Annotated in this window: 23 protein-coding genes; 8 read left to right on the forward strand and 15 right to left on the reverse strand. The window is 64.7% G+C overall.

Annotation, left to right across the window (positions count from 1 at the left end; all coding sequences use genetic code 11):
- Positions 1 to 27: 27 nt before the first annotated feature.
- The 11 genes from CVO77_RS02695 to CVO77_RS02745 form a co-directional block, all read right to left on the reverse strand.
- Positions 28 to 1389 (reverse strand): MFS transporter, encoded by a 1362-nt coding sequence (locus tag CVO77_RS02695; protein WP_105997773.1) that lies wholly within the window; start codon positions 1387 to 1389, stop codon positions 28 to 30.
- A complete protein-coding gene (locus tag CVO77_RS02700) occupies positions 1383 to 2252 on the reverse strand; it encodes an SDR family NAD(P)-dependent oxidoreductase (protein ID WP_105997774.1) in 870 nt (289 codons plus the stop codon). The genes CVO77_RS02695 and CVO77_RS02700 overlap by 7 nt, the downstream gene beginning before the upstream one ends.
- Positions 2252 to 3052: an acetoacetate decarboxylase family protein gene (locus CVO77_RS02705; RefSeq protein WP_105997775.1), complete on the reverse strand. Its 801-nt coding sequence runs from the start codon at positions 3050 to 3052 to the stop codon at positions 2252 to 2254. Before CVO77_RS02705 ends, CVO77_RS02700 begins: the two co-directional genes overlap by 1 nt.
- 70 nt (positions 3053 to 3122) lie before the next feature.
- Positions 3123 to 4109 (reverse strand): Rieske 2Fe-2S domain-containing protein, encoded by a 987-nt coding sequence (locus tag CVO77_RS02710; protein WP_106000590.1) that lies wholly within the window; start codon positions 4107 to 4109, stop codon positions 3123 to 3125.
- A gap of 172 nt (positions 4110 to 4281) precedes the next feature.
- A complete protein-coding gene (locus tag CVO77_RS02715; RefSeq protein WP_158257981.1) occupies positions 4282 to 5187 on the reverse strand; it encodes a LysR family transcriptional regulator in 906 nt (301 codons plus the stop codon).
- Between the two features lie 82 nt (positions 5188 to 5269).
- Positions 5270 to 6463, reverse strand: a complete 1194-nt coding sequence (locus CVO77_RS02720) for an amidohydrolase family protein (protein WP_105997777.1) — start codon at positions 6461 to 6463, stop codon at positions 5270 to 5272.
- Positions 6464 to 6570: 107 nt separating this feature from the next.
- A complete protein-coding gene (locus CVO77_RS02725) occupies positions 6571 to 7821 on the reverse strand; it encodes an MFS transporter (protein ID WP_105997778.1) in 1251 nt (416 codons plus the stop codon).
- Positions 7822 to 7839: 18 nt separating this feature from the next.
- Positions 7840 to 10143, reverse strand: a complete 2304-nt coding sequence (locus CVO77_RS02730) for a TonB-dependent receptor (RefSeq protein WP_105997779.1) — start codon at positions 10141 to 10143, stop codon at positions 7840 to 7842.
- Between the two features lie 432 nt (positions 10144 to 10575).
- Positions 10576 to 10812, reverse strand: coding sequence for a hypothetical protein (locus CVO77_RS02735; RefSeq protein WP_105997780.1), 237 nt, complete (start codon positions 10810 to 10812; stop codon positions 10576 to 10578).
- A gap of 128 nt (positions 10813 to 10940) precedes the next feature.
- The gene (locus tag CVO77_RS21555; RefSeq protein WP_105997781.1) at positions 10941 to 12038 is read right to left on the reverse strand and encodes a flavin reductase; all 1098 of its coding nucleotides are present in this window, start codon (positions 12036 to 12038) and stop codon (positions 10941 to 10943) included.
- A 104-nt stretch (positions 12039 to 12142) separates the two neighbouring features.
- Positions 12143 to 13123: an NAD(P)H-dependent flavin oxidoreductase gene (locus CVO77_RS02745; protein ID WP_105997782.1), complete on the reverse strand. Its 981-nt coding sequence runs from the start codon at positions 13121 to 13123 to the stop codon at positions 12143 to 12145.
- Between the two features lie 123 nt (positions 13124 to 13246).
- On the opposite strand from CVO77_RS02745, the gene CVO77_RS02750 reads away from it, so the two are divergent.
- The 8 genes from CVO77_RS02750 (at position 13247) to CVO77_RS02785 (ending at position 21875) form a co-directional block, all read left to right on the forward strand.
- Positions 13247 to 14428, forward strand: a complete 1182-nt coding sequence (locus CVO77_RS02750; protein ID WP_420822526.1) for an acyl-CoA dehydrogenase family protein — start codon at positions 13247 to 13249, stop codon at positions 14426 to 14428.
- Positions 14429 to 14532: 104 nt separating this feature from the next.
- Complete coding sequence (locus tag CVO77_RS02755) at positions 14533 to 15618, forward strand: acyl-CoA dehydrogenase family protein (RefSeq protein WP_105997784.1); 1086 nt, start codon at positions 14533 to 14535, stop codon at positions 15616 to 15618.
- On the forward strand, positions 15615 to 16820 hold the full coding sequence (locus CVO77_RS02760; RefSeq protein ID WP_105997785.1) for an acyl-CoA dehydrogenase family protein: 1206 nt from the start codon (positions 15615 to 15617) through the stop codon (positions 16818 to 16820). The genes CVO77_RS02755 and CVO77_RS02760 overlap by 4 nt, the downstream gene beginning before the upstream one ends.
- 11 nt (positions 16821 to 16831) lie before the next feature.
- The gene (locus CVO77_RS02765) at positions 16832 to 17614 is read left to right on the forward strand and encodes an SDR family NAD(P)-dependent oxidoreductase (protein ID WP_105997786.1); all 783 of its coding nucleotides are present in this window, start codon (positions 16832 to 16834) and stop codon (positions 17612 to 17614) included.
- Positions 17615 to 17659: 45 nt separating this feature from the next.
- Positions 17660 to 18910 (forward strand): acetyl-CoA C-acetyltransferase, encoded by a 1251-nt coding sequence (locus tag CVO77_RS02770; protein ID WP_105997787.1) that lies wholly within the window; start codon positions 17660 to 17662, stop codon positions 18908 to 18910.
- Positions 18911 to 19055: 145 nt separating this feature from the next.
- Positions 19056 to 20186, forward strand: a complete 1131-nt coding sequence (locus CVO77_RS02775; RefSeq protein WP_105997788.1) for a CaiB/BaiF CoA transferase family protein — start codon at positions 19056 to 19058, stop codon at positions 20184 to 20186.
- 103 nt (positions 20187 to 20289) lie between these two features.
- On the forward strand, positions 20290 to 21093 hold the full coding sequence (locus CVO77_RS02780; RefSeq protein WP_105997789.1) for a crotonase/enoyl-CoA hydratase family protein: 804 nt from the start codon (positions 20290 to 20292) through the stop codon (positions 21091 to 21093).
- A gap of 2 nt (positions 21094 to 21095) precedes the next feature.
- Positions 21096 to 21875 carry a tyrosine-protein phosphatase gene (locus CVO77_RS02785; protein ID WP_105997790.1) on the forward strand — a complete coding sequence of 260 codons (780 nt, stop codon included), beginning with the start codon at positions 21096 to 21098 and terminating at the stop codon, positions 21873 to 21875.
- 36 nt (positions 21876 to 21911) lie between these two features.
- On the opposite strand, the gene CVO77_RS02790 is transcribed toward CVO77_RS02785, so the two are convergent.
- From CVO77_RS02790 to CVO77_RS02805, 4 genes are read right to left on the reverse strand one after another with little or no spacing between them, the layout of a single operon-like run.
- Positions 21912 to 23225, reverse strand: coding sequence for a Xaa-Pro dipeptidase (locus CVO77_RS02790; RefSeq protein ID WP_106000591.1), 1314 nt, complete (start codon positions 23223 to 23225; stop codon positions 21912 to 21914).
- A gap of 55 nt (positions 23226 to 23280) precedes the next feature.
- A complete protein-coding gene (locus CVO77_RS02795; RefSeq protein WP_158257982.1) occupies positions 23281 to 23940 on the reverse strand; it encodes a phosphatase PAP2 family protein in 660 nt (219 codons plus the stop codon).
- An 18-nt stretch (positions 23941 to 23958) separates the two neighbouring features.
- A complete protein-coding gene (lpdA, locus tag CVO77_RS02800) occupies positions 23959 to 25356 on the reverse strand; it encodes a dihydrolipoyl dehydrogenase (protein WP_106000592.1) in 1398 nt (465 codons plus the stop codon).
- 30 nt (positions 25357 to 25386) lie between these two features.
- Positions 25387 to 25776 carry an endonuclease domain-containing protein gene (locus CVO77_RS02805; protein WP_242446075.1) on the reverse strand — a complete coding sequence of 130 codons (390 nt, stop codon included), beginning with the start codon at positions 25774 to 25776 and terminating at the stop codon, positions 25387 to 25389.
- Positions 25777 to 25796: the final 20 nt, after the last annotated feature.

The following is a 25796-nucleotide window of genomic DNA, read 5'->3' on the forward strand; positions in this document are numbered from 1 at the left end:
CGCGCAGCCCAGGTAGAGTGCCAGGCGTCAGCCTTCGACCGCACGGCGGTAATGCGGCAGGGCGACGAGAAGCAGGCCGATGATCAGCGGCAGCGCGACCGCGCCGGCTATCGCGATCGAATAGCCGAGCGCCGCCTGATCGCCGAAGCCGAAATCGGTAATCGCGGCGATGACGCTGGCGCCCAGCCCCATTCCGACCAGATTGACGAACAGCAACGAGATGGCGGTCACCTGCCCGCGTAGCTGATTGGGCGTCACATCCTGGATCGCCGTCAGCATCACGCCCTGCGAAGCCTGTCCGATAAGCGTCCCGATCGCCATCATGACCAGCGACCAGAATGCCGTCGGCATCAGCGGTGCGATGATCAGCGGCACGCCCTTCAGCAAGGTCGCGATCAACACGACGCGCATATTGGCGTCGGCCCGCCCGTTTTGCATCAGCCGTCCGGCAAACCAGCCGCCTGCCAGAGTGCCAGTGGTGCCACACACCAGCATCACCATCCCGTACGACATTCCCACCTCGGCGGGGCTCATGCCGTAACTGCGGATCAGGAAGGTCGGGAACCACAGCGCGGTGCCGATCGCCAGCAGTGCAATCAGCGCGAGCGAACCGATCAGCGAGCCGAACAGCGCCCAGCGCTCGGAAATATAAGCAAAGCCTTCGCGCAGGCTGCTCTGCGCCGACAGGTTCGCCGCCACTTCTTGCCGCGCTGGCTCGCGGATTGTCATCATCAGTGCGGCGATGATCAATCCGGGCGCCGCGACGCACAGGAACACCATCTGCCACGGTTCGAAACTGCCGAGCAGCGGCAATGTCACGCCGCCCATTTTCGTGAAGCGCACGAGCAGCCAGCCGCCGATCAAAAGGGCCAGCCCGCCGCCGATCGGATAGCCGATCGCATAAAAGCTGATCGCCAGCGCCCGTCTGCGGCGCTCGAAATAGTCGCTGATCAGCGAATAGGCGGTCGGGCTGAGCGTCGCTTCGCCCACGCCGACCCCGACGCGGGCAAGGAAGAGCCCGATGAAGCTGCTGGTAAAGCCGCAGGCCGCCGTCATCGCGGACCAAAAAATGACCCCCCACACGATCAGCGTCGCGCGCCTTTTGGTGCGATCGACGAAACGGCCGATCGGCAACGCGGCAATGCTGTAGAGGAGGGAAAAGGCAAAGCCCTGAAGCAGGCTGATCTCGAAATCGCTGAGGTTCAGGTCGCGCTGGATCGGTTCGACCATCAGCGTCAGCACACGGGCATCGATCGCGCTGAAGCAATAGCCGGCGAAAAGGATCGCGACGACCAGCCAGCGATAGAAACCGCCCTTGACCCCCGCGCCCGCCGCGTCCCCCGCGCCCTGCGGCTGGGCCTGCCCTTCTGACACTACGGCCGTCACCATGCCGACGGCGGGTTCTGCCGCGCCAGTATCTGTTCGGTCCGGGCGGCGATCAGCACGTCATTCTCCTCGCTTTCGGGCAACAGCCAGAAACGCCCCGCCCGAATGCCGTCGAGTGCGAAGGCGGATACCTCCTCGGGCTCGGTCAGTTGCAGCTTGAGGCCGGTCGTCCGTACCAGATCTTCCATTGTGCGATAGGCGACCTTGGTCTGGGCTTCATTTTCGACATAATCCGCCGGGCGCACCTCGCCCGATGCCATGATCCCCGTATTGACCGTGTGCGGCCCCGGAAAGAGCGTCGCCGCGCGCAGTTTTCCGCCTTCGCGCAGCAATTGCTGGTGCAAGACTTCGGAAATGCTGGTCACCGCCGCCTTGGTGGCGGCATAGATGGGGGTGTTGGGAAGCGATCGCAGCCCGCCGTTGGTCGAACTGGTGTTGACGATCACCCCCTCCTGCCCCGCGTCGATCATGCGCGGCACGAAGGCGGCAATCCCGTGGATGACGCCAAGCACGTTGACGTCGATCCCCCAGCGCCAGTCGCTGATCGGAAGCGTCCAGATCTTGCGCTGCGCCTCGCCCAGCCCGACGCCCGCATTGTTGAACAGGATATGCACCGTATCGAACTGGCCAAAGACCTGATCGGCCAGCGCCCGCACCGACGCTTCCTTGGTCACGTCGCACGCGATGGCGAGCACCTGCCCCGACCCCAGCGCGTCGATCTCGGCGCGGACGGCTTCAAGCCGCGCCGGATCGATATCGGCAATCACCACATGCGCCCCGGCGCGGGCGAGGTCGGCGCACAGACATTTGCCGACCCCGCTCGCTCCACCGGTCACGACGGCCACCCGGCCGGAAAAATCGTCCATCAGGCGGCCTTTCGCTTGCCGACATCGACGCCGACATTGCGCGGATCGTCCTGCCGGCCGACCCAGTGCGGGGCGATCCACTCGCCCGGCACCTTGCGCAGCAACGTGCCGCCGGTTGCCGTCCCGCCTTCGACATATTGCATGTCGACGATACGGCGAACGGGAATATCGGCGAGAGGATCGAAGGCCGAATCGCGCAGAGTGATCGTCCCCGTCATCGCGCGCCGCGCATCGTAATTGCGTTCCCAGTTGAGACGGGTGAGGAAGACGTCGCCGTCGAACTGGCCCGGCTGATCGATCGACGGCATGCCCTTGTAGCAGAACAGATGCTCTTCGAACTTCAGCGGCTGATCGATGGGTTCGCCGATCGTGCCTTCGATTTCGAAATAGGTGACACCGTGGCGCGAGCAGGTCGCGCGCAGATGATCGCCATTGCGCTCGAAATGCGTTTCCGCGATCTTTTTCGGTTCGCCGAAACGTTCGCGGCCCGAGGTGACGACGGTTTCGCCTTCCATCGCCATGTGGAAGCAATAGGCGCCCGGCGCCCCTTCGTGAGTGCAATTGACCCCCATCGTCAGCGCGCCGATTTCGACCGTGTCGGTTTCGGTCACATGCATCGCCACATGCACCATCTGCAGCCAGATTTCGGGCCTTTCGATCGCGACCAGCGGCTGCGGCAACAGCGCCGCGATGATGTCCGGGTCGGTCTCATATGTCGCGCGAATTCCGTAGACGGTGTTGCGCAGCATGCCGGACGCACGGGTTTCGACGGGGCCTTGAATATAACGCAATTTGGACATCGCAATTCTCCCTATGGCACCCGCAGGCGCAGATGTTTGACTATGATGGTTTTCCGCGCGCGCGGAGGGCCTATTCCGCCGCCTCGACGAGACGGTTGCCGCCTGGCCCATCGGCATAAAATTGCTCGAAATAGCGACGGAAACGCAGGATCGGGCCGTCGCCGTCGCACAGGAAAGGCTGCGCGCGGTGGATCTTGTTATGCCAGATCGGAATGTCGCCCTCGACGCCCTTTTGCCCGCACGTATTCTCGATCGCCGCCTCGATCGCCTTTTCCTCGGGCGAGCCCGGCGCGACCTTTGGATGCGTGAAGCAGAAACGCAGTTCGATGTCGTCGGCTTCGATCGGGGTGGCGATAACCAGCAGCGACAGTTCGACGAGCCCACTCAGCCGCGTGAATTTCTGTCCCGCCCCATTCTGGAGCGTGTCGACCGAATAGGGCAATTGTTTGCGCTCGCCCGATGGCAGGTCGATGGTCCGATGTCCCCGCGCCACACTATGCCGCTGCACACCGTTATAATCGGTCTCGCCCTCGGGCACCGCATCCATCGAGTGGACATAGGCGAAATGCGCGACGTCGACGCCATTTTCGGCAATTTCCTGGGGATTGCTGGCGAAACGCCATTCGCGCTTGATCGGTTCGGCCCATTCGGGGTTCGTAAATTCGGGATAATCGATGACGTCGAACGTCGGCGCGATCTCGTCGGGATGATACCAGGCCCAGATGACGCCACTCTTTTCAACCACCGGATAGGATTGGGCGAGCGCCTCACGCTTGGCGCGCGGCGGGAAAGCCTTGGCGTAGGGGATGCTGCTGCAAAAGCCGTTGGGCCGGAACGCCCAGTGATGAAAGGGACAGCGAATGCTGTCGCCCTCGACCGTTCCGCCATGCCCCAGATGCGCGCCGAGATGCGGGCAATAGGCATCGAGCAGGCCCGCCTCCCCCTGTTCATTGCGAAACAGGACGAGATCCCGGCCGAAATAATGAACCGGCCGGACGTCGCCGACCCCGAGATCCGAGCCATAGCCTATTCCGAACCAGCCGTGGGGAATAGGCATCGGGAAGCGATCGACCTTTGGCAATGTCAGTCTCCCAGTTCACACCATCATTGAGCGATGGCCATTGCCGGGAAGTGTATCGCCTGTTCGGCAAGAGGTAAGACCGAAATCGCGCACAGTTTGTGCGTGCTCGCGAACAATGGCGGGGCAATCAGCCCCATGTCAGCTCGCTCTAATAGCGTGCGACGAGCGACGCGGCCATCGCGGGACGGACTTTCGTGCGCCCCGTCTTGCGCACCAGATAGTCGATGAAGGCGCGCGTCGCCACCGACATGATACCCGGCGAATAGACGACCCAGCATTCCCGGTCATAATAGGACCATTCTTCCTCCAGCGCGACCATCCTGCCTTCGGCCAGATCCTTTCGGACGACCATGACGGGCAGGCTCGCGATGCCAAGGCCCTTTCGCGCCGCGCTGCGCAGGGCGATGCCGCTGTTGCTGGCCCATTTGGGCTGGACCCGGATACAGATATCGCCGTTGAAATGGATCGCCCCGCTGCGGTCGGTCAGGCAATCATGGCCCAGCAGGTCTTCGGGCACCGTCGGCCAGCCGTGCGCCGCGATATAGGCAGGCGTCGCGCACAGGCAATAGGACAGATAGCCAAAGGTGCGCGCGCGCAGGTTCGAATTGGGCAAGGCGCCATAGCGGATAACGATGTCGAAGCTTTCCTGAACAATCTCATTCTCGTTCAGATAGGCGATCGGCTCGATCATGATCCCGGGATGCTCGGCGCTGAATTCGGCGAGCAGCCCCGACATATAGTCCGACCCGAAGATATCGCTGAGCCCGATGCGCAGCCGGCCCACGGGATGCGTGCTATAAAGGCCGACCTGCTTTTCGACCTCGCTCAGCCGTTGTTGCAGCTGCGCGCATTCGCGATGAAAGCTTTCGCCCGCGCCGGTCAGCGAAAGGCGGCGCGTCGTGCGGACGAGCAGCTGGACACCCAGCCGCTCTTCCAGTTCGTGCACCGTCTTGCTGATATAGGATTTCGAAAGGCCGAGCCGATCGCCCGCGGCCGTAAAGCTGCCCTGGTCAACGACCGCCAGAAATTCTTCGATCCCGCGCCAGCTCGACATCATCCCACCTTAAAGCCCGGGATGTATCAGCCCCCCTCGCTTATATGCAATCGCCTATTCCCCGCGTCCGGGGCAGGCGACCCTATTCGGCTGCCTGCTTGACGAACAATTCGCGGCGCGGGCCGATTTCGCCCGCAATTTTCCACAGCGCATCGGCATCGACATCATAGACGTCGAGCGCGTTGATGCCGAGCATCGCCTGAATATCGTCGTCGGGCAATCCGCCAAGGCTGGCCGACATTTTCTCGAAAGTGTGCGGCCATGTCCCTTCGGGGTGCGGATAGTCGGTGCCCCACAGGATGCGATCGACGCCGATGTCATAATAGGCCTGCGTCGTTTCCTCATCGGGCAGCGCCGAGCAGCCGACCCAGATGTTGCGCGCGAAATACTCGCTCGGCTTCATGCTCATATTGGCATAATAATCGCCGAGTTTTCCGCTTGTATGCTTGGCCGAAGCGCGGACATCCATCAGCTTCATCACCCAGGGGAACCAGAATTCGCCGCCGGCCTCGGTGAAGCAGACCTTCAGCTTCGGAAATTCTTCAAAAACGCCGCCGAAGGTCATCGCCCACAGGGGCCGCGTCATCCAGAAAGCGAACTCGCACAGAAAGGTGCCGATCCAGCCGGGCTGCGCCGTGTCATAGGCCGGCGCCGCGCCCGAGTGGAAATGAAGCGGCATGTTCATTTCCTGAAGCATCGCCCAGATGCGATGATATTTGGTGTGGTTATAGAGATCATAGCCGTCGGTCAGCGCCGGGAAAAACACACCCTTCAGGCCGTGGCGCTTCGCCCACTCAATCTCTTTCGCGGTCTCGTCGATGTCATAGAGCGCCGGGATAACGGCAAGCCCGATGCGGCGGTGCGGATCGTCCTGACAGAATTCGGCCAGCCAGCGATTATGCGCGCGCGCGCCGGCCCATTGCAGCTCGGCGCGTGCCGCCGACGGCCGAAGCCCGATATCGGCGCCAAAGGGCGGCGCGTTGCGTTCGGTAATCCCGTCGGGAAACAGGACTTCGGCCGCGACGCCGTCGCCGTCGAGCACGCGGTTGCGAATGGTGCCGTCCCACGCGCCCTCCAGCCCGTCGCCGACGCGCGAACGCCACTTGTTGTTGAAATCGTCGATCAGGAAGCGCTTTTCATGCTCCTCGCGCGCCTTGATCTCGAGCTGGACCGTCTCGTCGAACTGCTGGTGATATTTCGATTCCAGATAGCCGCGATATCTTTCGGGAGGCAGGCCGACATGGCCGTCCGACGAAATGACAAGATAACGGTCCACACTTTCTCTCCAATTTCCATATCAATGCACGGCCATTTTTGCAGCCCGCGCCATGATCCAACACTATGCGCTTCGCGCGGCGGATAAAGCGCGCCGATGCGAACGATCTATCGCTCGTCATGGACAATATGCCGGACGAGCACGGGCAGCAGGTGGCTGATCAGCAACGCGCCGCCGATTGCGGCGGCGATCGCGAACGGCGCCGGGCGCCACCATTGATAGGCGGCGGACGCGATAACCGGCGGCAGGGTGATCGACGCCCCGGCGATGAAGGTGATCGCGGAGGCGATCGCGACCTGATCCTCGGTCGCTCCCGCAAGCGACGCCGCCGCGCTGAACCCCGGACGCGCGAGGCCATAGCCGAAGCTGGCAAGCACAAAGCCCACGACAGCGGCATACACATGGCCATCGAATACGGCCAAGCCATTGCCGGCAAGGGCAAAAGCGGTTCCGATCCGCATCATCGAAAGCGGCGAGGGAGCGAACAGCCGCACGAAACCCCATTGGCCGAGCAGCGCGGCGGCGGCGGCGGTCGTCATGGCGAGCCCGATCATCCGCTGCGCCGCCATCGGATCGTCGGCCATCCGGTCGATGATCACGAAGCCGATGGTATAAAGGTTGATCGCCTGCGCCGAACAGAGCAGCAAGCCAAAGCTGAGATGCTGCCCGATCCCCTTGCGGCGCCACACAAGCGCGAGCGACATGGCCGCCGCGCCGCCCGGCACCGGCGTTCCGCGATGCCGGTCGCGCGGCAGGCATATGAAGGCGCCGGCCAGGGCAAGGCCGCCGAGCAGCGCAAAGCCGAGCATCGGCCCAAGCGGGCCCAACGGGTCGACGATCATCATGGGCGCGATCGCGGGGCCGACGATGGTGCCGAGGCTGAGCGCACCGGCCAGCGTCGTGATCGCCCGCGTCCGGGCAGCGCCCGCGGTCTCGACCGCGATCAGCGCCTGCGTCGCGGTCGCGGCCGCCGAACCGAGCAGGCCATAGGTCGATCGCAAGACCGAAAAGAGCAGGAAGGCGGCGAAGGGCGTGAGCAGCCCCAGCAGCCCCAGCTCGACCGACAGCGCACAGCCCCCCATCGACAGGACGAAGCCGAAGAGCCCCGCCCGGATATAGGGATTCGGCCCTTTGCGCTCGATCCGGCCGACCCAGAAGGGCGCGCTGATCGCCCAGGTCAGCGCCGAAAGCGAAAAAATGCCCGCGACCAGGAAATCGGGGATGTGCAGCAGCCGGCCGATCGTCGGCATCACCGACACCAGGCCGATATTGCCGATCGCGGTGAGGAAGGTCACTGCCCCGAGGAAGGGCAGCACCCACCGCGCCCCGATTCGGGGCGGGTCCAGAGCCACGGACATGCCGGCTGCGCCGCGCGATCAGAAGCGGATACGAACTTCGCCGCCGAAACTGCGTGGATCGCCGTACTGGCTCAGGGTGAGGATACCAAGGTTGATCGCGCTGACCAGATATTCCTTGTCGGTCAGATTCTTGCCCCATGCCGCGACCTCCAGCGTCGCGCTGCCGCCCAGTTCGATCTGGGTGAGCGCGATGCGTCCGTCGAGCAGGCCATAGGATGGCATTTTGGACAGCGTGTCCGGCGTGATCGACGAGAATTGGCTGCTGCGCCAGCTATAGTTCAGGCTCGCCTCCAGTCGTCCAACCCCGACATCCTGACGATAAAGCGTGCCGATCTGATAATTCCATTTGGGCACGCGTGAGAGGACATAGGTCTTGGTGACGTCGGTGCCGTCCGGCAGGATGAAATCGGTATAACGGGCATCGACATAGCCGCCGCCGAAATTGAAGCTCAGCCCTTCGACGGGACGCAGCGTTCCTTCGACCTCGACGCCGGTGAATTTGGCCTTGCCTGCATTGATAATATTGGTGGTCACCAGCGCGGGGACGAGCACACCGGCCTGAAAATCCTTGTAGATCGAATGATAGACGGCGGCGCTCAGATTGAGCGCGTTACCGAAGCCGCCATATTTCGCGCCCAATTCGAACGACGTCAGTTTCTCCGGATTATAGGAGGTCATGAAGGCGGCATTGGTCGCCGCGGTATCGTTGATGCCGCCGCTCTTGAAGCCCGTCGCCACGCGTCCGTAGACCGAGAAATCGGGCTGGATTTTATAGAGGATATTGAATTCGGGATTGAACCGCTTCCAGACTCCCGAATTTTCGAGCGGGCTGAGGTCGGTATAGCCGATCCCACCCGCGCCCGGCCGCGCGCCGGCTGCCGGGCCGCCGCTGCGGGTGACCGGATTGCCGTTCGCATCGCGCTCGAACACCCCCGAACCCGACGAGGCCGGATTGACGCGATACGCCGAATTGGAAAGCAAAAGCTCATAGGCGTGCTTGGATTCGCGCGTGTAGCGAAGCCCCACCGACGCGGTCAGCTTTTCGTCGAGCGCCTTCGGCGTCCAGGCGAACTGTCCATAGCCGGCATAGGATTTGGACCCGCCACCGCGCTCGCTGATGTCGAAGGCATTGCCCCCGAACTGGAAATTCCAGCGCGGGTTATAAACGTCATAATCATCGTCGAGATAGAAGAAGCCGAGCGTGTATTTGAAGTCGCCGGCGGTCCCGATCGCTTGCAGCTCCTGGGTGAACTGCTTGTAATTATTATCGAGAATGATGCGCAGCAGGTCGAGCGGACTGCCGTCGAAATCGGTCGCCGACCTCGTCACTGCCGTTCGCCGCGCGGTGATCGACTTGAGAGTCAGGTCGCCAAGGCCAGGTTGCCATTCGAGCGTCAGGGCATGGCCGTTGGTGCGATAATCGCTGTGAAGCGCGCTTTGCGCCCCGATTTCGCGCGTCCGTCCGGTGACGACATAAGGAGCCAGCAGCGCGTTGACGAACGCGGTAGCGCCGGACCCGGTGACCGCGGTGGTGGCGAGTTGGTTCGGCGTGCCGTTGCTGTCCGAAATATCATAGCTGTAAAGCGCGCTGAAGCTGCTCGACGGGCGCCACAGCAGGTCGGCGCGCGCCGCCCACAATTCTTCCTCGCCGAAATTCTTCTTGCTCAACGAATTGCGATAATAGCCCCCGTCGAGCTTGGTGATCACGCCGACCTTGGCGCTGAAGCCCGCCACTTCGGGCAGGTCGACCGATATCCGCTGGTTGAACTGGCCCCAGCTTCCGGCGCCGGCCAGATACTGGCCGCCGAATTCGCCGCTCGGCTTGCGGGTGATCAGGTTGACCGCGCCGCCGATCGTGTTCTTGCCATATAAAGTGCCCTGCGGTCCGCGCAGAACCTCGACCCGCTCGAGATCGACGGTATCGAACGCCGCCCCGGTCGATTTTCCGATCGGCACGCCGTCGATATAAAGGCCGACCGGCTGGTCGCGGGCGAGGCTGGTATCGGCCGATGGCGACAGGCCGCGGATGGTGATCAGCGGGCCATAGCTGTTGCCGATCGTTTCGTTGATCTGGATGTTCGGAACGATGGTCGCGATATCGGTGACGGTGCGAACCTGGGCGCGGTCGATCGCGGCGCTGCTGACCGCCGAAACCGAGATCGGCACATCGACCAGCCGTTCTTCGCGGCGCTGCGCGGTGACGACGATATCTCCTTCGTCGGCGGTCGTCCCCTTGCTACCCGCCTCCTGCGCGAACGCCAATGAAGAGCTGAGCGCCGTCGTGACCATGATCGCCGCAAACGCGACTGTCCGAAATGCCATAATTTATCCCTTCCCATCACGGCCGGTTTCGGCCGCCAATCTTCGGGCTTCTTCATATTCGTCCCGATAACTGTGCTTGAGGATAACCAACGAGCCACGGCGGTAAAGCTCACGCTGGTGACCACACTGTTCACTCCCATGGCGAATAGCGTTTTGGTCGCGTGGCGATCGGAGGCGGGGCCGTCGCGGATCGCGCGGACCGGATGGCGTAGGCAATTCGGCGAGCCTCTACCCGCTAGCGGGGGTCGGATATGGCGCAGAACGAGGCCATGCGGCCACCTTTCGGACGGCCGCATGGCCTTCGGCTCCTAGCCGCGTCGCTTCTGCCTCGGCCCGCGCGACACCGAAGGCAAAAGGTGGAACCCAGGTCCGCCAATCGCCTGACGGCCTCGGGATTCTACAGGCGGCAGATCCTGTTCACTTGCAAACCCGTCAGGGGCTGACCGGCGCGTCATCGTCGTTGCTGGCGACGATGATGATCGCGGCAACACCGGCGAGCAGGCCAAGCAGCCCGATCAGCCAGCTGGAATTGCCTTCGAGCTTGTTCGTGTCGCTCGTCGCCGACAGGGCGCGCGTGCCGTCGAAGGCTGGCGCGGCCGATGCCGCGACCGGAGCGATGGCGATCGAAGCGATGGTCAGAGCGACGGCTGCTCGGGAAATCGGGTGCATGTCATGTCCTCACTGATGGGATGGCTGTCGATGCACCAACCGCTCAGCGCGCCAAAAGCTCCGCGATCATGGCGCGCAAAGGCTCGGTTCGGCGTCGAATCGGCACGGCCCGGAAGGACGCGCCGCCGTCAGGCGAAATGCAGGCGCCGATATTTGCCGCGAAAATAGAGCAGCGGGTCGCGGTGCGGCTCGAACTGCGCGCGCACCACGCGGCCCACCAGAATGAAATGATCGCCGGCTTCGTGCAGCGACTCGCTCTCGCATTCGAACGAGACCAGCGAGCTGTCGAGCAGCGGCACGCCGGTCTGGCCGGGCGCCCAGGGCAGGTTCGCAAAGCGGTCCTCGCCCTTCGTCGCGAAGCGGTTCGACGCGGGCTGCTGTCCGATCTGCAGCACATTGACCCCGAAATGCACCACGTCGCGCAGCACCGGCGCGGTTCCCGCCGTATTGGCGATGCAGACGAGCAGCAGCGGCGGATCGAGCGAGACCGAGGTGAAGCTGTTGGCAGTGAGGCCGACCGGCATTCCATCGGCGTCGTGCGCGGTGACGATCGTCACCCCGGTCGCGAAACATCCCATCGCGTCGCGCAGCGTGCGCGGATCGGAGCCCGCCTGGAATTCGGTCGCCTTGCGCGGTTGCCGCCGTTCGAGAAATTCGAGAAGCTGGCCGAGCAGCGCCTCGCCGCGGTCGGCCGCGAACGCCATGTCCGCTTCCTCGATATCGGCGCTTTCGCCGATCGGGAGCGCCGCGCGAAAGGCGTCGCTCGCCGGGGTGCATTCCTTGGGGGAGAACCCGCCGCGCACGACAAGCGTCGGCAGGGCGAGGCGCAGCGCCGCGGCAACCGTCTCGTCGGTCGTCGGCATATCGACCAGCACCAACCCGGCGGCAAGATGTGCGCCATCGGGGGCAAGCGCCTGCGCCGCGATCCAGCCGCCGCGGCGGGCCGCGACGACGACCGGGCGCGATCCCATCTGGGCGAGCACCGCGCGCAGATCCTCGACATGCGCGACCTGCTCGTCGGTGCTCCAGTCCGGGCCGGATGCCGGGCGCGGTTCCAGATTGACGACGCGCCGCCCCGAAAGGACGAGCGCTTCGGCGACCGCGCGCCAGGCCTCGCGGCCCTGCCCGGCGTCGGGCACCAGCAGGATGACCGGGTCATGTTCGCCGCCGATCAGGTCGGCGGTCAGGCGGACGCCGCCAAAGCCCTTATATTCGACGATAGACAAGCGAACCCCTCGGCGCGCCGACCGCGAAGGCTGCGTCGGCTGGTTGCGGATACCGCCACATAGCGGCACCCGCAGCCCTATCGCAAGGCGTCAGCGCCGCCGAATCAGCGCCGAAACCCCGCAAGCCGCTGGTCGACGATCGCATCGGCATCGGCGATGATGCGGTCGATCAGTTGCTGACAGGTCGGGATATCGTGGATCAGTCCCTGGACCATGCCGGCCCAGAACACGCCCTTGGTCAGGTCGCCGGTCTCGAGCAGTTCGCGGCCCGCCTTGCCGTTCACCAGCTCGGCGACGTCGGCAAAGGTCGCGTCGGGCACCGACAGGCGGCGCACCACCTCTTCGCTGACCGCGCTCTTGCCGACGCGCGCGGTATTCTTGAGGCTGCGGAAAATCAGGAAGCTGCCGCGCTCGTCATTGTCGATATAGGCCTGCTTCACATTGTCGTGGATCGGCGCTTCTTTCGTCGCGCAGAAGCGGGTGCCCATATTGATCCCCTCGGCGCCCAGCGTGAGCGCCGCGATCAGGCCGCGCCCGTCGCCGAAACCGCCCGACGCCAGCATCGGAATCTTGACCTTGTCGGCGGCCGCCGGGATCAGGATCAGGCCGGGAATATCGTCCTCGCCGGGATGCCCCGCGCATTCGAAGCCGTCGATCGAGATGATGTCGCAGCCCGCCTTCTCGGCCGACAGCGCGTGACGCACCGCGGTGCATTTGTGGAGGATGGTGACGCCGTGCGGCTTCAGCATTTCCCAGATTTCGCGCACCGCCTGGGTGCCCGCGGTCTCGACGATCTTCACCCCGCCGTCGATGATCGCCTGCGCATAGGCCTTGTAATCGGGCGCGTTGATCGTCGGGAACACCGTCATATTCACGCCGAACGGCTTGTCGGTCATCGACCGGCAGCGTTCGATCTCGTCGCGCAACGCCTCGGCGCTCGGCTGGGTCAGCGCGGTCAGAATGCCAAGGCCGCCGGCGTTCGACACCGCGCTCGCCAGTTCGGCATAGCCGACGCTCTGCATCCCGCCCTGCACGATCGGATGTTCGATGCCGAGCATCTCGGTAATCCGCGTCTTGAATGCCATCCTCGGTCCTTCCCTTCTGTCCCTGCCGTTACGGCACCATTACCTTCTTCCTTGAATTAACTTGACGCTTACGTCAACGTCGGCTTGAGGCACCGAACCAGTGGACTGCCGAAGGGAAGCGAAATGACGATGGATGCAGGCATATCGGATCGGGCGCGGGCGATCGCGGCAAAGGTCGAGGCTTTCGTTCGCCAGACCGTGATCCCCTATGAACAGGATCCGCGCCGCGACCATCATGGCGCGCCGACCGACGATCTGGTGATGGAGATGCGCGAGCATGCGCGCACCGCGGGCGTGCTCACCCCGCACATTCTCGGCGACGGCGAACATCTGAACCAGCGCGAGACCGCGATCGTGCTGATCAAGAGCGGCTTGTCGCCGCTCGGCCCGCTCGCCTGCAACACGATGGCGCCCGACGAGGGCAATATGTATCTGCTCGGCAAGGAAGGCAGCCCCGAACTCAAGGAACGCTTCCTCAAACCGATGGTCGAGGGCCGTGCCCGCTCGGCCTTCTTCATGACCGAACCCGCCGAAGAGGGAGGCGCCGGGTCGGACCCGTCGATGATGCAGACGACCTGTCATCTCGACGGCAATCATTGGGTGGTGAACGGCCGCAAATGCTTCATCACCGGCGCGCAGGGCGCCAGCGTCGGCATCGTCATGGCAAAGGCCGAACAGGGCGCCTGCATGTTCCTCGTCGCCCTGCCCGACCCCGCGATCCGCATCGACGACGTGCCCAACACCATCGACTCCTCCATGCCCGGCGGCCACGCGACGATCACGATTGATAATTTGCGCGTCCCCGCCGACCAGATGCTGGGGCAGGCGGGCGAGGGCTTTCGCTATGCGCAGGTGCGTCTGTCGCCTGCCCGCCTGTCGCACTGCATGCGCTGGCTCGGTTGCTGCATCCGCGCGCACGAGATTGCGACCGATTACGCCAATCGCCGCGAAGCGTTCGGCAAGCCGCTGATCGAGCATGAAGGCGTCGGCTTCATGCTCGCCGAGAATATGATCGACCTCAAGCAGGCCGAACTGATGATCGACTGGTGCGCGGGCGTGCTCGACACCGGGTCGCTCGGCACGGTCGAAAGCTCGATGGCAAAGGTCGCGGTATCCGAAGCCTTGATGCGCATCGCCGATCGCTGTGTCCAGGTGATGGGCGGCACCGGGGTCACCGACAAGACGATCGTCGAGCAGGTGTTCCGCGAGGTCCGCGCCTTCCGCATCTATGACGGCCCGACCGAAGTCCACAAATGGAGCCTCGCCAAGAAGATCCGCCGCGACTGGAAAGCCGGGCTGGCCTGACAGGCTCGTCCAGTGACGGTCGTCGAACCGTAGCGTCAAAACAACTTGACGTTTACGTCAACGTCCGGATGATGAGCGCAGCATGAGGTAGAGGGAACGGGCCGATGTCGATTTTGTACGACGAAGGACAACAGGCGATCGCCACCGAGTCGCGCCGGGCGCTCGAAGCGCGGGTCAGCAAGGATGACCTGCTGCCGCTGCTTCAGACGCAAGGCGAATATCACCAGGCATTCTGGTCGACCGCGAAGGAGCAGGGCTGGACCGCGCTTGCACTTCCCGAAGCCCATGGCGGGCTGGCGCTGGGGCTTGTCGAACTCGGGCTGATCGCGCATCAGGCCGGCCGCACGCTCAGCGGCGCGCCCTTCCTGACCTCCAGCTTCGGCGCTGCGAAAGCGATCGAACTTTACGGCACCGATGAGCAAAAGGCGCACTGGCTTCCCGGGCTCGCCAGCGGCGACACGATCGGCGCGATCGCTTTTGCGTCGGGCGCCGATCCCCTTCCCGCTAAGCCTGCCGTCACGCTGACGGGGGATCGGCTGAATGGTGTCGCGGGCGCCGTTTCGGGTGGCCTGTTCGCCGACGTCGCGGTGGTGTTCGCAAGCGGACCGGCGCTGGCACTCGTTGATCTGACCAGCGCCGGGCGAACGGCGGTCGACAGTTTCGATAACAGCCGCTGCATCGCCGACCTTTCCTTCGCCGACACGCCCGCCGAAACGCTGGCGACCGGCGAAGCGGCCCGCGCCGCGGCGCTCCACATTCTGGCCCTGCAAGCGGTCGTCACCGCGCACGAACAGACCGGCGGCGCCGAAGCGCTGATGGAAATCGCACGCGACTATGCCGTGACCCGCAAGGCCTTCGGCCAGCCGATCGGCGCCTTCCAGTCGATCAAGCATCGCATCGCCGAGCTTTACGGCCTCGTCGAACTGGCCCGCGCCAATTGTATCCATGCCGCCTCGCGCGAGGGCGCCGGCGATTTCATCACCGCCGCCGCCGCCGCGCGTCTGTCGGCGACCGAGGCCTATGATACCGCGGCGCGCGACTGCGTGCAGATTCACGGCGGCATCGGGGTGACGTGGGAGATCGGGCTCCATCTCCACATGCGCCGCGCACGCAGCCTCGCGCTCGAACAGGGAAGCAGCTTCTTCTGGGAAGATGTGCTGGTCGATCGCCTCGCAGGAGATGAAGGATGAGCGATCTCGAAGCCTGGCGTGCCAAGGCCGCCACCTGGTGCGAAGCGATGGTGCCGACCTTCGGCAAGGCCGCGCGCAAGGGGCTCGGCGTCGAGGACGATCTCGCGCTCGGCCGCCGCTATCAAAAGGCAAAGTTCGACGCGGGCTTTGCCGGTATCAACTGGCCCACCGACCTCGGCGGCCAGGGCCTCGGCCATATCGAGAAGATCACATTCGAAGCCGAGGAGATGAAGCACGGCTTTCCCAGCTTCTATTTCAGCATTTCGCTCGGCATGCCGGTGCCGGTGCTGATGCAGTTCGGCCCCGACCGCGAATTCGTCAAGGAGCGCGTGCTCAAGGCGCTCCAGGGCGAGGAAATCTGGTGCCAGCTTTTTTCCGAACCCTCGGGCGGCACTGATCTTGCGGGCCTGCGCACGCGCGCCGAAACCGACGGCAACGGCTGGAAGATCAACGGGCAGAAAGTGTGGACGAGCTGGGCGCAATATAGCGACTATGGCGTCATCGTCGTGCGCACCGACCCCACCGTCGCCAAGCACAAGGGCCTCACTTACTTCTGGGTCGATATGAAGGCCCCCGGCGTCACCGTCCGCCCGATCAAGCTCGCCGGCGGCGACAGCCATGTGAACGAGGTGTTCTTCGACGATGTGAAGATCGGCGACGATCACCGCATGTCGCCGGTCGGCGGCGGCTTCGCGGTCGCGATCGCGACGCTGATGATCGAGCGCTATGTCGCGACCGACAGCGCCGGCTTCGGCCCGCATCTCGGCCTGTTCATCGACCTGGCGAAAGAGGTGCAATTGAACGGCAGGCCCGCGATCGAGGACGGACGTATCCGCCAGCAGATCGCGCGCAACTATGCGATGCGCGCCGGGCTCGATTCGATCAACGTCCGCGCCCGGCGCATGATGGAGGCCGGAATGACGCCCGGCGCCGAAGGGTCGCTGAACAAGCTCGTCGCGGTGCGCTCGCGCCAGAAACTGTCCGAACTCGCGATCGACCTGCAAGGCGTCGGTGGCTTCGCCTTCGACGAACATGCCTCGCCCAAGGATGATTGGGCGTCGAGCTGGATCAACGCCCCGACCGGCCGCATCGCGGGCGGTTCGGACGAGACGTTGCTCAACACGATCGCCGAACGCATCCTCGGCCTGCCGCAGGATCACCGGCCCGACAAGGGCATCCCCTTCAACCAGATACCAGCCTGAGGAGCCTCCCCATGATCATCGATTCCTCCACCGCGGCCGTCGTCACCGGCGGCGCTTCCGGCCTCGGCCGCGCGACCGCCGAAGCACTCGCGGCGGCGGGCGTGAAAGTCGCCATCTTCGATATCAACGACGCGCTCGGCGAAGAGGTCGCAAAAGCGATCGGCGGCCTGTTCGTCCATGTCGACATCACCGACGAGCAGTCGGTCCTGGACGGCTATGCCAAGGCGCGCGCTGCGCACGGGCAGGAACGCATCGCCGTCCACTGCGCGATGACCTCGCGGCGGGGCAAGACGCTCGCCTATGACAAGGAAACCGGCGGGTTTCGCCGCACCCCGACCGAGGATTATGCCTATGGCGTCGCGGGCATATTGACCGCGAGCTACCGTATCGGTTCGATCGCGGCCGAGGGTATGGCGACCCTGCCCGAGCTTGAGGACGGCGAGCGCGGCGTCATCATCTTCACCGCATCGGTGGCGGCGCAGGACGCGCAGATCGGCCAGGTCATCTATGGCTCGGCAAAGGCGGGGGTGAACGGCCTCGTGCTGCCGATGGCGCGCGACCTGATGGACCTCGGCATCCGCGTCAATTCGATCATGCCGGGGGTGTTCGAGACCCCGCTGCTCGGCAATATGAACCCCAAGGTGAAGGAAAGCCTCGAAGCCTCGGTTCCTTTCCCCAAACGCCTCGGCAAGGCGAGCGAATATGCGAGCCTCGCCATGGAAATGGCGCGCAACAGCTATTTCAACGGCCAGACGGTCCGCCTCGACGGCGCAATCCGCATGGCCCCTCGGTAAACCGCATGCCTCCCCGTTAATTATCCCTCCCGAAAGGAATCTCTCATGTCTGAAGCTTATATCATCGATGCCGTCCGCACCCCGCGCGGGATCGGCAAGCCCGGCAAGGGCGCGCTGTCGCACCTCCACCCGCAGCATCTCGCCGCGACGGTGCTGAAGGCGATCAAGGACCGCAATAATCTCGACACTGCGACTGTCGACGACATCGTCTGGTCGACATCGACGCAGAAGGGCAAGCAGGGCGGCGACCTTGGCCGTATGGCGGCGCTGTCGGCGGGCTATGACACCAAGGCGTCGGGCACGACGCTCGACCGCTTCTGCGGCGGCGGCATCAGTTCGGTGAACTTTGCCGCTGCGAGCGTGATGAGCGGCATGGAAGATTGCGTCATCGCCGGCGGCACCGAGATGATGAGCTATACCGCTCAGGTCGGCGGCGAAGAGGCGAATGCCGGGATCAAGCCGCTGGGCATGGGAGCGGGCCACGAAGCGCTCGACGCGCTGCACCCGCAATCGCACCAGGGCATCTGCGGCGACGCGATCGCGACGATCGAAGGGATCAGCCGCGAAGCGCTCGACGCGCTGGCGCTGGTCAGCCAGCAACGCGCCGACATGGCGATCAAGGACGGCCGCTTCGACAAGTCGCTCGTCCCCGTCCTCAACCCCGACGGCAGCGTCGCGCTCGACCATGAAGAATTCCCGCGCCCACAGACCACCGCCGAAGGCCTCGCGGCGCTCAAGCCCAGCTTCGCGGCGCTCGCCGATTTCGACCTCGGCGGCGGCGTCAGCTTTAGGAAGCAGATCAATCGTCGCTATCCCGATGTCGAGATCCAGCATTTCCACCATGCTGGCAATTCGTCGGGCGTCGTCGACGGCGCCGCGGCGATCCTGCTGACCTCGAAGAATTATGCCGACAAGCACGGCCTGAAGCCGCGCGCGCGTGTCGTCGCCTATGCCAATATCGGCGACGATCCGACGCTGATGCTCAACGCCCCGGTTCCGGCGGCGAAGAAGGTGCTGGAGAAGGCCGGTCTCAAGAAGGAAGACATCGACGTCTGGGAAATCAACGAGGCTTTCTCGGTCGTCGCCGAGAAGTTCATCCGCGACCTCGACCTCGATCGCGAAAAGGTGAACATCAACGGCGGCGCGATGGCGCTCGGCCACCCGATCGGCGCCACCGGCTCGATCCTGATCGGCACCGCGCTCGACGAGCTCGAGCGTTCGGGCGGCCGCTATGGCCTCGTCACCATGTGCGCCGCGGGCGGCATGGCCCCGGCGATCATCATCGAACGCATCTAAAAAACCTCGTCATTGCGAGGACCCCGGACTTGATCCGGGGGACGCGGCAATCTCCAGCTATCGGAGTCAAATATCGATAGCTGGAGATTGCTTCCCCCGGCTTTCGCCGGGGTCGCAATGACGGCGAATGGACAGGAGACACGTTATGGCGGGACCGCTCAAGGGCGTCAGAATCATCGAATTCGCAGGCATCGGCCCCGGCCCCTATTGCGGCATGATGCTCGCCGACCATGGCGCCGAGGTGATCCGCATCGATCGTCCCGGCGGCGCGATGGACCCGCGCGACCCGCTATCGCGAAGCCGCACCTCGATCGCGCTCGACATGAAGAATCCCGACGCCGTCCAGATCGCGCGCGACCTGTGCAAGAGCGCCGACGGGATCATCGAGGGCTATCGCCCCGGCGTGATGGAGCGGCTGGGGCTCGGCCCCGACGTGCTGCTCGCCGACAATGCGAAGCTCGTCTATGGCCGGATGACCGGCTGGGGCCAATTCGGCCCCTATTCGCAGGCCGCCGGGCACGACATCAATTATATCGCGCTGTCGGGCGTCCTCCACACCGTCGGCCGCGCGGGCGAAAAGCCGGTGCCGCCGGTCAATTATGTCGGTGATTTCGGCGGCGGCGGCATGATGCTCGCCTTCGGCATGGCGGCCGCGCTGCTCCACGCTGCCAAGACCGGCGAAGGCCAGGTGATCGACTGCGCGATGACCGACGGCTCGGCGCTCCTCGCCGGGATGTCCTGGGGCTTCCTCAACACCGGCCGGATCAAGGATGAGGCTGGCGTCAACATGCTCGACACCGGCGCGCATTTCTATGACACCTATACCTGCAGCGACGGCAAGTTCATCTCGATCGGCTCGATCGAACCGCAATTCTATGCCCTGCTGCGCGAAAAAACCGGGCTCGATGCCGATCCCGCCTTCGACGCGCAGATGGACCCGTCGCAATGGGGACCGCTCAAGGACCGGCTGACCGCGCTGTTCGCGACGAAGACCCGCGACGAATGGTGCGCGATCATGGAAATGACCGACGTCTGCTTCGCGCCGGTGCTTTCGCTGACCGAGGCGCCGCAGCATCCGCACAATGTCGCCCGCGAAACCTTCCTGACGGTGGGCGGCGCGACCCAGCCGGCGCCCGCGCCGCGCTATTCGGCGAGCGTCAACGACACCCCGCGCCCGGCTCCCATGGTCGGCGCCGACGGCGACGCGGTGCTCGCCGCGCTCGGCTATGACGCGGCGCGCATCGCGGCGCTTCGCGGCGGCGGCGCCGTTCGCTGATAACCACGGCGACCGGGCGCCGTTATGCGCCCGGTCGCCGTCGTCATTGACTTGCCACCAGCTTGCGCGAGGCATAGCCTGTCCGCGTATCGGGAGAGTGTTCATGGGTGAATTTCTGAGTGTCGAGCGGCGGGGCAAGATCGCGATCCTGACGATGATCAAGCCCGAGAGCATGAACGCGATCGGCACCCACGCGGACTGCGACGACATCATCGAGACGCTCCGCGCGCTCGGCGAGGATCGCGGCGTCAGCGCGATCATCCTGACCGGCAGCGGCAAGGCGTTCAGCGCCGGCGGCAATCTGAAATCGATGCAGGAACGCCAGGGCATCGGCGTGCTCGACCAGCCCGATTCGACCCGCGCCAATTATCGCCGCGGCGTGCAGGCGGTGATCCGCGCGCTGATGGACTGCGAGGTGCCGATGATCGCCGCGGTCAACGGTCATGCGATCGGGCTCGGCTGCGACCTCGCCTGCACCTGCGACATCCGCATCGCCGCGGAAAGCGCGAAATTCGCGTGCAGCTTCATCAAGGTCGGGATCGTCCCCGGCGACGGCGGCGCCTGGCTGCTCCAGAAAGTTCTGGGCTATCCGCGCGCCGCCGAATTGTTCCTGACCGGCGACCGCTTCGACGCGGCGACCGCGAAGGATTATGGCCTCGTCACCGAGGTGGTGCCCGACGATGAGTTGCTGGACCGCGCCGTCGCGATCGCCGAACGCATCGTCTGCAACCCGCCGCGTGCGCTGCGGCTGACCAAGCGGCTGCTGCGCGAAGCACAGCATAGCCGGATGAGCGACATCCTCGAACTCAGCGCCGCTTATCAGGCGATCGTCCATGAAACCGCCGACAATCGTGAGGCGATCAACGCCTTCGTCGAAAAGCGCGCCCCCGTTTTCACAGGAGACTGACCATGCTCGCCGAGCGCGTCCTGCCTTTGTCGGGCATCCACAATTTCCGCGACTATGGCGGCTATGCCGTCGAAGGCGGCGGGCGGCTGCGCGACACCATGCTGTGGCGATCGGCGCACCATGAGGCGGCGACCGACGAAGATCTGACCGCGCTCGACGCGCTCGGCCTCGAAACGGTGATCGACCTGCGCGGCGACGACGAACGCGAGGCGCACCCGTGCCGCCGGTCGGACAATTTCGCGGGCCGCGTGCTGTTCGCGGGCGGGATTACCGCAGGCCTCGCGCCGCATCTTCAGGCGGCGGGCGGCGCGATCGACGTCGAGACGGCACGGGCGCGGATGATCGATACCTATGCCGGCATGCCCTATCGCTCGGCGCTCGTCGCGACCCTGCGCCTCTATCTGGCGGCGCTCGCCGAATATGACGCGCCGAGCCTCGTCCACTGCGTCGCGGGCAAGGACCGCACCGGCTTCGCGGTCGCCATCGTCCACCGACTGCTCGGCGTCCATGAAGACGATCTGATGCACGATTATCTGCTGACCAACACCGCCGGCAAGATCGAGGAACGGATCGCGCAGGGCGCGGCGCATATCCGCGCGCGCTATGACGCCGAGATCGCCGACGACGCGGTTCGCGCGCTGATGTCGGTCAACCCCGCCTATCTCGACGCCGCGCTCGCCACGGTGCGCCGCGACCATGGCGATATCCCAGGCTATGCCGAGGCGGTGCTGAATTTCACGCCCGCGATGCGCGAGGCGATGATCGACCGGCTGGTGATATAGAAAAGCGTCACCCCCGCGCAGGCGGGGGCGAGGCCGCTATTTCTCCTTCACCAGCACCCCGCCCTTCACCACCGCGTCGACATCTTCCAACTCGCGAATGTTGGCGAGCGGGTCGCCGTCGACCGCGATGAGGTCGGCATAGCGGCCGACCGCGATCGCACCGACGTCGCCGGTCATGCTCAGCGCTTCGGCGCCGTTCAGCGTCGCGGCGCGGATCGCCTGCAGCGGCGTCATCCCCCATTCGACCATCTTGGCGAACTGGCGGCCATTGTCGCCGTGCGGATAGACGCCCGCGTCGGTGCCGAAGATCATCCGCACGCCGCCCCTGACCGCGCGCTGGAACGTCTGGCGCTGCGCGAGGCCGATCGCCTTTTCCTTGTCGAGGCTTTCCTGTTCGGTGCCGTTCGCGGTGCCGGTCGCCAGGATATAATCATCGTTATAGATATCCATGTCGAACCAGCTCTTGTGAAGGGCCGCCAGCTTGATCGTTTCGTCGCTCGCCAGGCTGCAATGTTCGATCGTGTCGATCCCGGCGAGGATCGCGGTCCTGATCCCGTCGTCGCCGTGCGCGTGCGCCGCGACCTTGAGGCCGAGCATATGCGCCTCGTCGGCGATCGCCTTCATCTCCTCGAGCGTCAGTTGCTGCGCGCCGACGCTGTCGCCCAGCGAGAAGACGCCGCCGGTCGCGCAGATCTTGATGACCCGGGCGCCATATTTGTGCAGCCAGCGCACCTTGGCGCGCGCTTCCTCGGGGCCATCGACGACCGAAGGCCCTTTGCGGTCCATCGACGGCGGCAAGCCACCCTCGTCGCAATGGCCGCCGGTCGCGCCGATCGCATAGCCGGCGGGAATGATCCGCGGCCCTTCGATATAGCCGCCCTCGATCGCCTGTTTCAGCCCGACGTCGCCGAAATCGGCCGACCCGACGTTGCGCACCGTGGTGAAGCCGGCGTCGAGCGTCTTCTTCGCATTGACGACACCCATCACGGTCCAGAAGCTGTCGGTATAGCGCAGGCCCTGATAGCCACCGACCTCCGCCAGCGACGTCAGATGAACGTGCATGTCGATCAGGCCGGGAAGCAAGGTGCGTTCGCCAAGGTCGATATGCTTGACGCCGGCGCCCCAGCGAACGGTGCGCGCGTCGGCGATGCTCGCGATGCGCCCGTCGGCGCCGACGAAGATCGCCGGATGCTCGACCATCTTGCCGCTCTGCACGTCGAGATAGCGCGCGGCCGTGATCACCGTCTGCCCGGTGCCGTCCTGCGCCTGCACCGCCGACGCCGCCAAAAGCACGCTCGCGCCAAAAGCGATTCCCCGCAGAAAACCGCCGAACTTCACTCTGGATTGCATATGCCGCCCCCGCCTGTTGCTGTTGCCCATCCGATAGATGGCAAAACGAGACTGTTCAGGACAGCGGAATTTTCGGCGCGGGCGATGTTTTGCGCGATGCCCCCGAACCAGACCGCGAGGCCCACCACGCCCCAAGCAGCGCAAAGGCGGTGCCGAGCAGCGTGCCGCCGACGATATCGCTCGCCCAATGGACGCCGAGCATGATGCGCGAGAAGGCGTTGAGCAGGATCATCGCGGCGGCGAGCGTCCAGGCGAACCGCCGCCAGCGCGGCGGCGCGAGCCAGGCGAGCAACAGATAGACGACCGCGGCGCTCGTCGCATGGCCGCTGGGATAGGAGGCGCTGCTCACATGATCGAGATGCTCGATGATGTCGGGCCGCGCGCGATCGAAGGCGAATTTGAGCGCGTTGGAGGCGAAGTTCGACAGCAGTGACGCCCCCGCCAGCGCGACCGCGCAGCGCCGCCCGCACCAGCGCCAGACGAGCGCCGAAAGCAGGATGACGATGATCCAGCGCGGCGTGCCGCCGCCGATCCAGCTTGCGCCCTGCAGGAAGGCGATGAGCTGCGCGCTGCTCTGGCCGACGCGAAGCGACAGCGCGTTCGAGACACGAAGGTCGGCGGCGACCAGCCAGCCGGCGCTGACGATCAGCCCGAGCAGGATCACCGCGAGGACGAGCGCGGCGGCGATAAGCGGGCGGTTATATTCGATCTTCACAATTCCCCCTTGGGTAGATCAAATATGCAGCGGCCGCCCGAACGCCGCCAGCACGCCCTCGTGCATCGTTTCGCTGAGCGTCGGATGCGGAAAGACGGTGCCGATGAAATCATCCTCGACCAGTTCGGCGGTCTTGCCGATCGTATAGCCCTGGATCAGTTCGGTGACCTCGGCGCCGATCATGTGCGCGCCGAGCAGTTCGCCGGTCTTGGCGTCGAACACCGTCTTGGTGAAACCCTCGGCCTCCCCCAGCGCGATCGCCTTGCCGTTGCCGATGAAGGGGAAGGTTCCGGCCTTGACCTCGTAACCCAGCTCCTTCGCCTTCGCCTCGGTCAGCCCGACGCTGGCGATCTGCGGGCGGCAATAGGTGCAGCCGGGGATATTGCGGACGTCCATCGCATGCGGATGGTTGCCAGCGATCGCCTCGACCGAAATGATCGATTCGTGCATCGCCTTGTGCGCGAGCCAGGGCGGAGCCGTGACGTCGCCGATCGCCCACAGGCCGGGGACGTTGGTGCGGCACATCGCGTCGGTGTCGATATGCCCCTTGGTCGTCTTCACGCCGAGCGTTTCGAGGCCGATATTCTCGGTGTTCGGGACGATGCCGATCGCGACAATCGCGTGGCTATATTCCGCAGATTCGACCTTGCCGTCCTTGCCCTTGATCTTGGCGGAGACGCCGGTCGCGGTCGCCTTCAATTCCTCGACCCCGGCGCCGGTGTGGATCGTCATCCCCTGCTTCTTCAGCGCCTTTTCAAGGAAGGCCGAGACGTCGGCATCCTCGACCGGAACGACGCGGTCGAGCATTTCGACCACCGTCACTTCAGCCCCCATGTCGCTGTAAAAACTCGCGAACTCGATCCCGATCGCACCCGATCCGATGACGAGCAGCTTGGTCGGCATTTCGGGCGGGACGAGCGCGTGGCGATAGGTCCAGATGCGCTTGCCGTCGGCGGGCGCGAACGGCAGGTCGCGGGCGCGGGCGCCCGTCGCGACGATGATATTCTTCGCGATCAGCGTTTCGCTGCCCTTCTCGCCCGTCACTTCGAGCTTGCCCGGTGCGGTCAGCTTGCCGGTGCCCATATGGACGGTGATCTTGTGCTTCTTCATCAGGTGCGTGACGCCCTGATTGAGCTGCTTCGCCACCCCGCGCGAGCGTTTCACCACCGCGTCGATATCGGCGCTGATAGCGGCGGCTTTCAGCCCATAATCGCCCGCATGCTGCATATAATGATAAATCTCGGCCGAGCGCAGCAGCGCCTTGGTCGGGATGCAGCCCCAGTTGAGGCAGATACCGCCAAGCAATTCGCGCTCGACGATCGCGGTCTTGAGCCCAAGCTGCGCCGCGCGGATCGCCGCGACATAGCCGCCGGGGCCCGAGCCGAGGACGATGAGGTCGTAATTGGTGTCAGCCAAGGTCTGCTCCATTTTGATCCCCTCTCCCATTTAGGGAGAGGGAGGGGCCCATTGCGCAGCAATGGGAGGGTGAGGGTCCGAGAGTGCGGCTAAAATCGCCGCGAGCACTCCCGAAAAATTTCTGGTTACGTCATTGTTCCAGACGCGGAGGATGCGATAGCCCTTGTCGGTCAGAAATGCATCGCGTCGCAAGTCCTGTTCGCTATCGGCGTGCTGCGAGCCATCGACTTCGACAATCAGTCGCTGCGCCTGGCAGACGAAGTCGGCGATAAACGGCCCGATGGGTTGCTGCTTGCGGAATTTGAAACCGCCGAGGCGGTGACCACGCAACGCGCCCCACAGCCTGGTTTCTTCGGGTGTCATATCGCGCCTTAATCGCTTGGCGCGTTCCAGCGTCTGCTGCGAATAGCCCGCCGTCACACCCTCACCCTCCCACGCAC

The sequence above is a fragment of the Sphingopyxis lindanitolerans genome (assembly GCF_002993885.1).
Taxonomy (GTDB): Bacteria; Pseudomonadota; Alphaproteobacteria; order Sphingomonadales; family Sphingomonadaceae; genus Sphingopyxis; species Sphingopyxis lindanitolerans.

Bases quoted from the DNA above. Each gene is read 5' to 3' on its own strand.
- CVO77_RS02705 (WP_105997775.1), bottom strand. From the start codon at position 3,052: ATGTCCAAATTGCGTTATATTCAAGGCCCCGTCGAAACCCGTGCGTCC.
- CVO77_RS02785 (WP_105997790.1), top strand. From the start codon at position 21,096: ATGCTCGCCGAGCGCGTCCTGCCTTTGTCGGGCATCCACAATTTCCGC.
- CVO77_RS02755 (WP_105997784.1), top strand. From the start codon at position 14,533: ATGTCGATTTTGTACGACGAAGGACAACAGGCGATCGCCACCGAGTCG.
- CVO77_RS02730 (WP_105997779.1), bottom strand. From the start codon at position 10,143: ATGGCATTTCGGACAGTCGCGTTTGCGGCGATCATGGTCACGACGGCG.
- CVO77_RS02725 (WP_105997778.1), bottom strand. From the start codon at position 7,821: ATGTCCGTGGCTCTGGACCCGCCCCGAATCGGGGCGCGGTGGGTGCTG.
- CVO77_RS02710 (WP_106000590.1), bottom strand. From the start codon at position 4,109: ATGCCTATTCCCCACGGCTGGTTCGGAATAGGCTATGGCTCGGATCTC.
- CVO77_RS02715 (WP_158257981.1), bottom strand. From the start codon at position 5,187: ATGTCGAGCTGGCGCGGGATCGAAGAATTTCTGGCGGTCGTTGACCAG.
- CVO77_RS02735 (WP_105997780.1), bottom strand. From the start codon at position 10,812: ATGCACCCGATTTCCCGAGCAGCCGTCGCTCTGACCATCGCTTCGATC.
- CVO77_RS02700 (WP_105997774.1), bottom strand. From the start codon at position 2,252: ATGGACGATTTTTCCGGCCGGGTGGCCGTCGTGACCGGTGGAGCGAGC.
- CVO77_RS02780 (WP_105997789.1), top strand. From the start codon at position 20,290: ATGGGTGAATTTCTGAGTGTCGAGCGGCGGGGCAAGATCGCGATCCTG.
- CVO77_RS02760 (WP_105997785.1), top strand. From the start codon at position 15,615: ATGAGCGATCTCGAAGCCTGGCGTGCCAAGGCCGCCACCTGGTGCGAA.
- CVO77_RS02770 (WP_105997787.1), top strand. From the start codon at position 17,660: ATGTCTGAAGCTTATATCATCGATGCCGTCCGCACCCCGCGCGGGATC.
- CVO77_RS02765 (WP_105997786.1), top strand. From the start codon at position 16,832: ATGATCATCGATTCCTCCACCGCGGCCGTCGTCACCGGCGGCGCTTCC.
- CVO77_RS02745 (WP_105997782.1), bottom strand. From the start codon at position 13,123: ATGGCATTCAAGACGCGGATTACCGAGATGCTCGGCATCGAACATCCG.
- CVO77_RS02695 (WP_105997773.1), bottom strand. From the start codon at position 1,389: ATGGTGACGGCCGTAGTGTCAGAAGGGCAGGCCCAGCCGCAGGGCGCG.
- CVO77_RS02790 (WP_106000591.1), bottom strand. From the start codon at position 23,225: ATGCAATCCAGAGTGAAGTTCGGCGGTTTTCTGCGGGGAATCGCTTTT.
- CVO77_RS02775 (WP_105997788.1), top strand. From the start codon at position 19,056: ATGGCGGGACCGCTCAAGGGCGTCAGAATCATCGAATTCGCAGGCATC.
- CVO77_RS02750 (WP_420822526.1), top strand. From the start codon at position 13,247: ATGACGATGGATGCAGGCATATCGGATCGGGCGCGGGCGATCGCGGCA.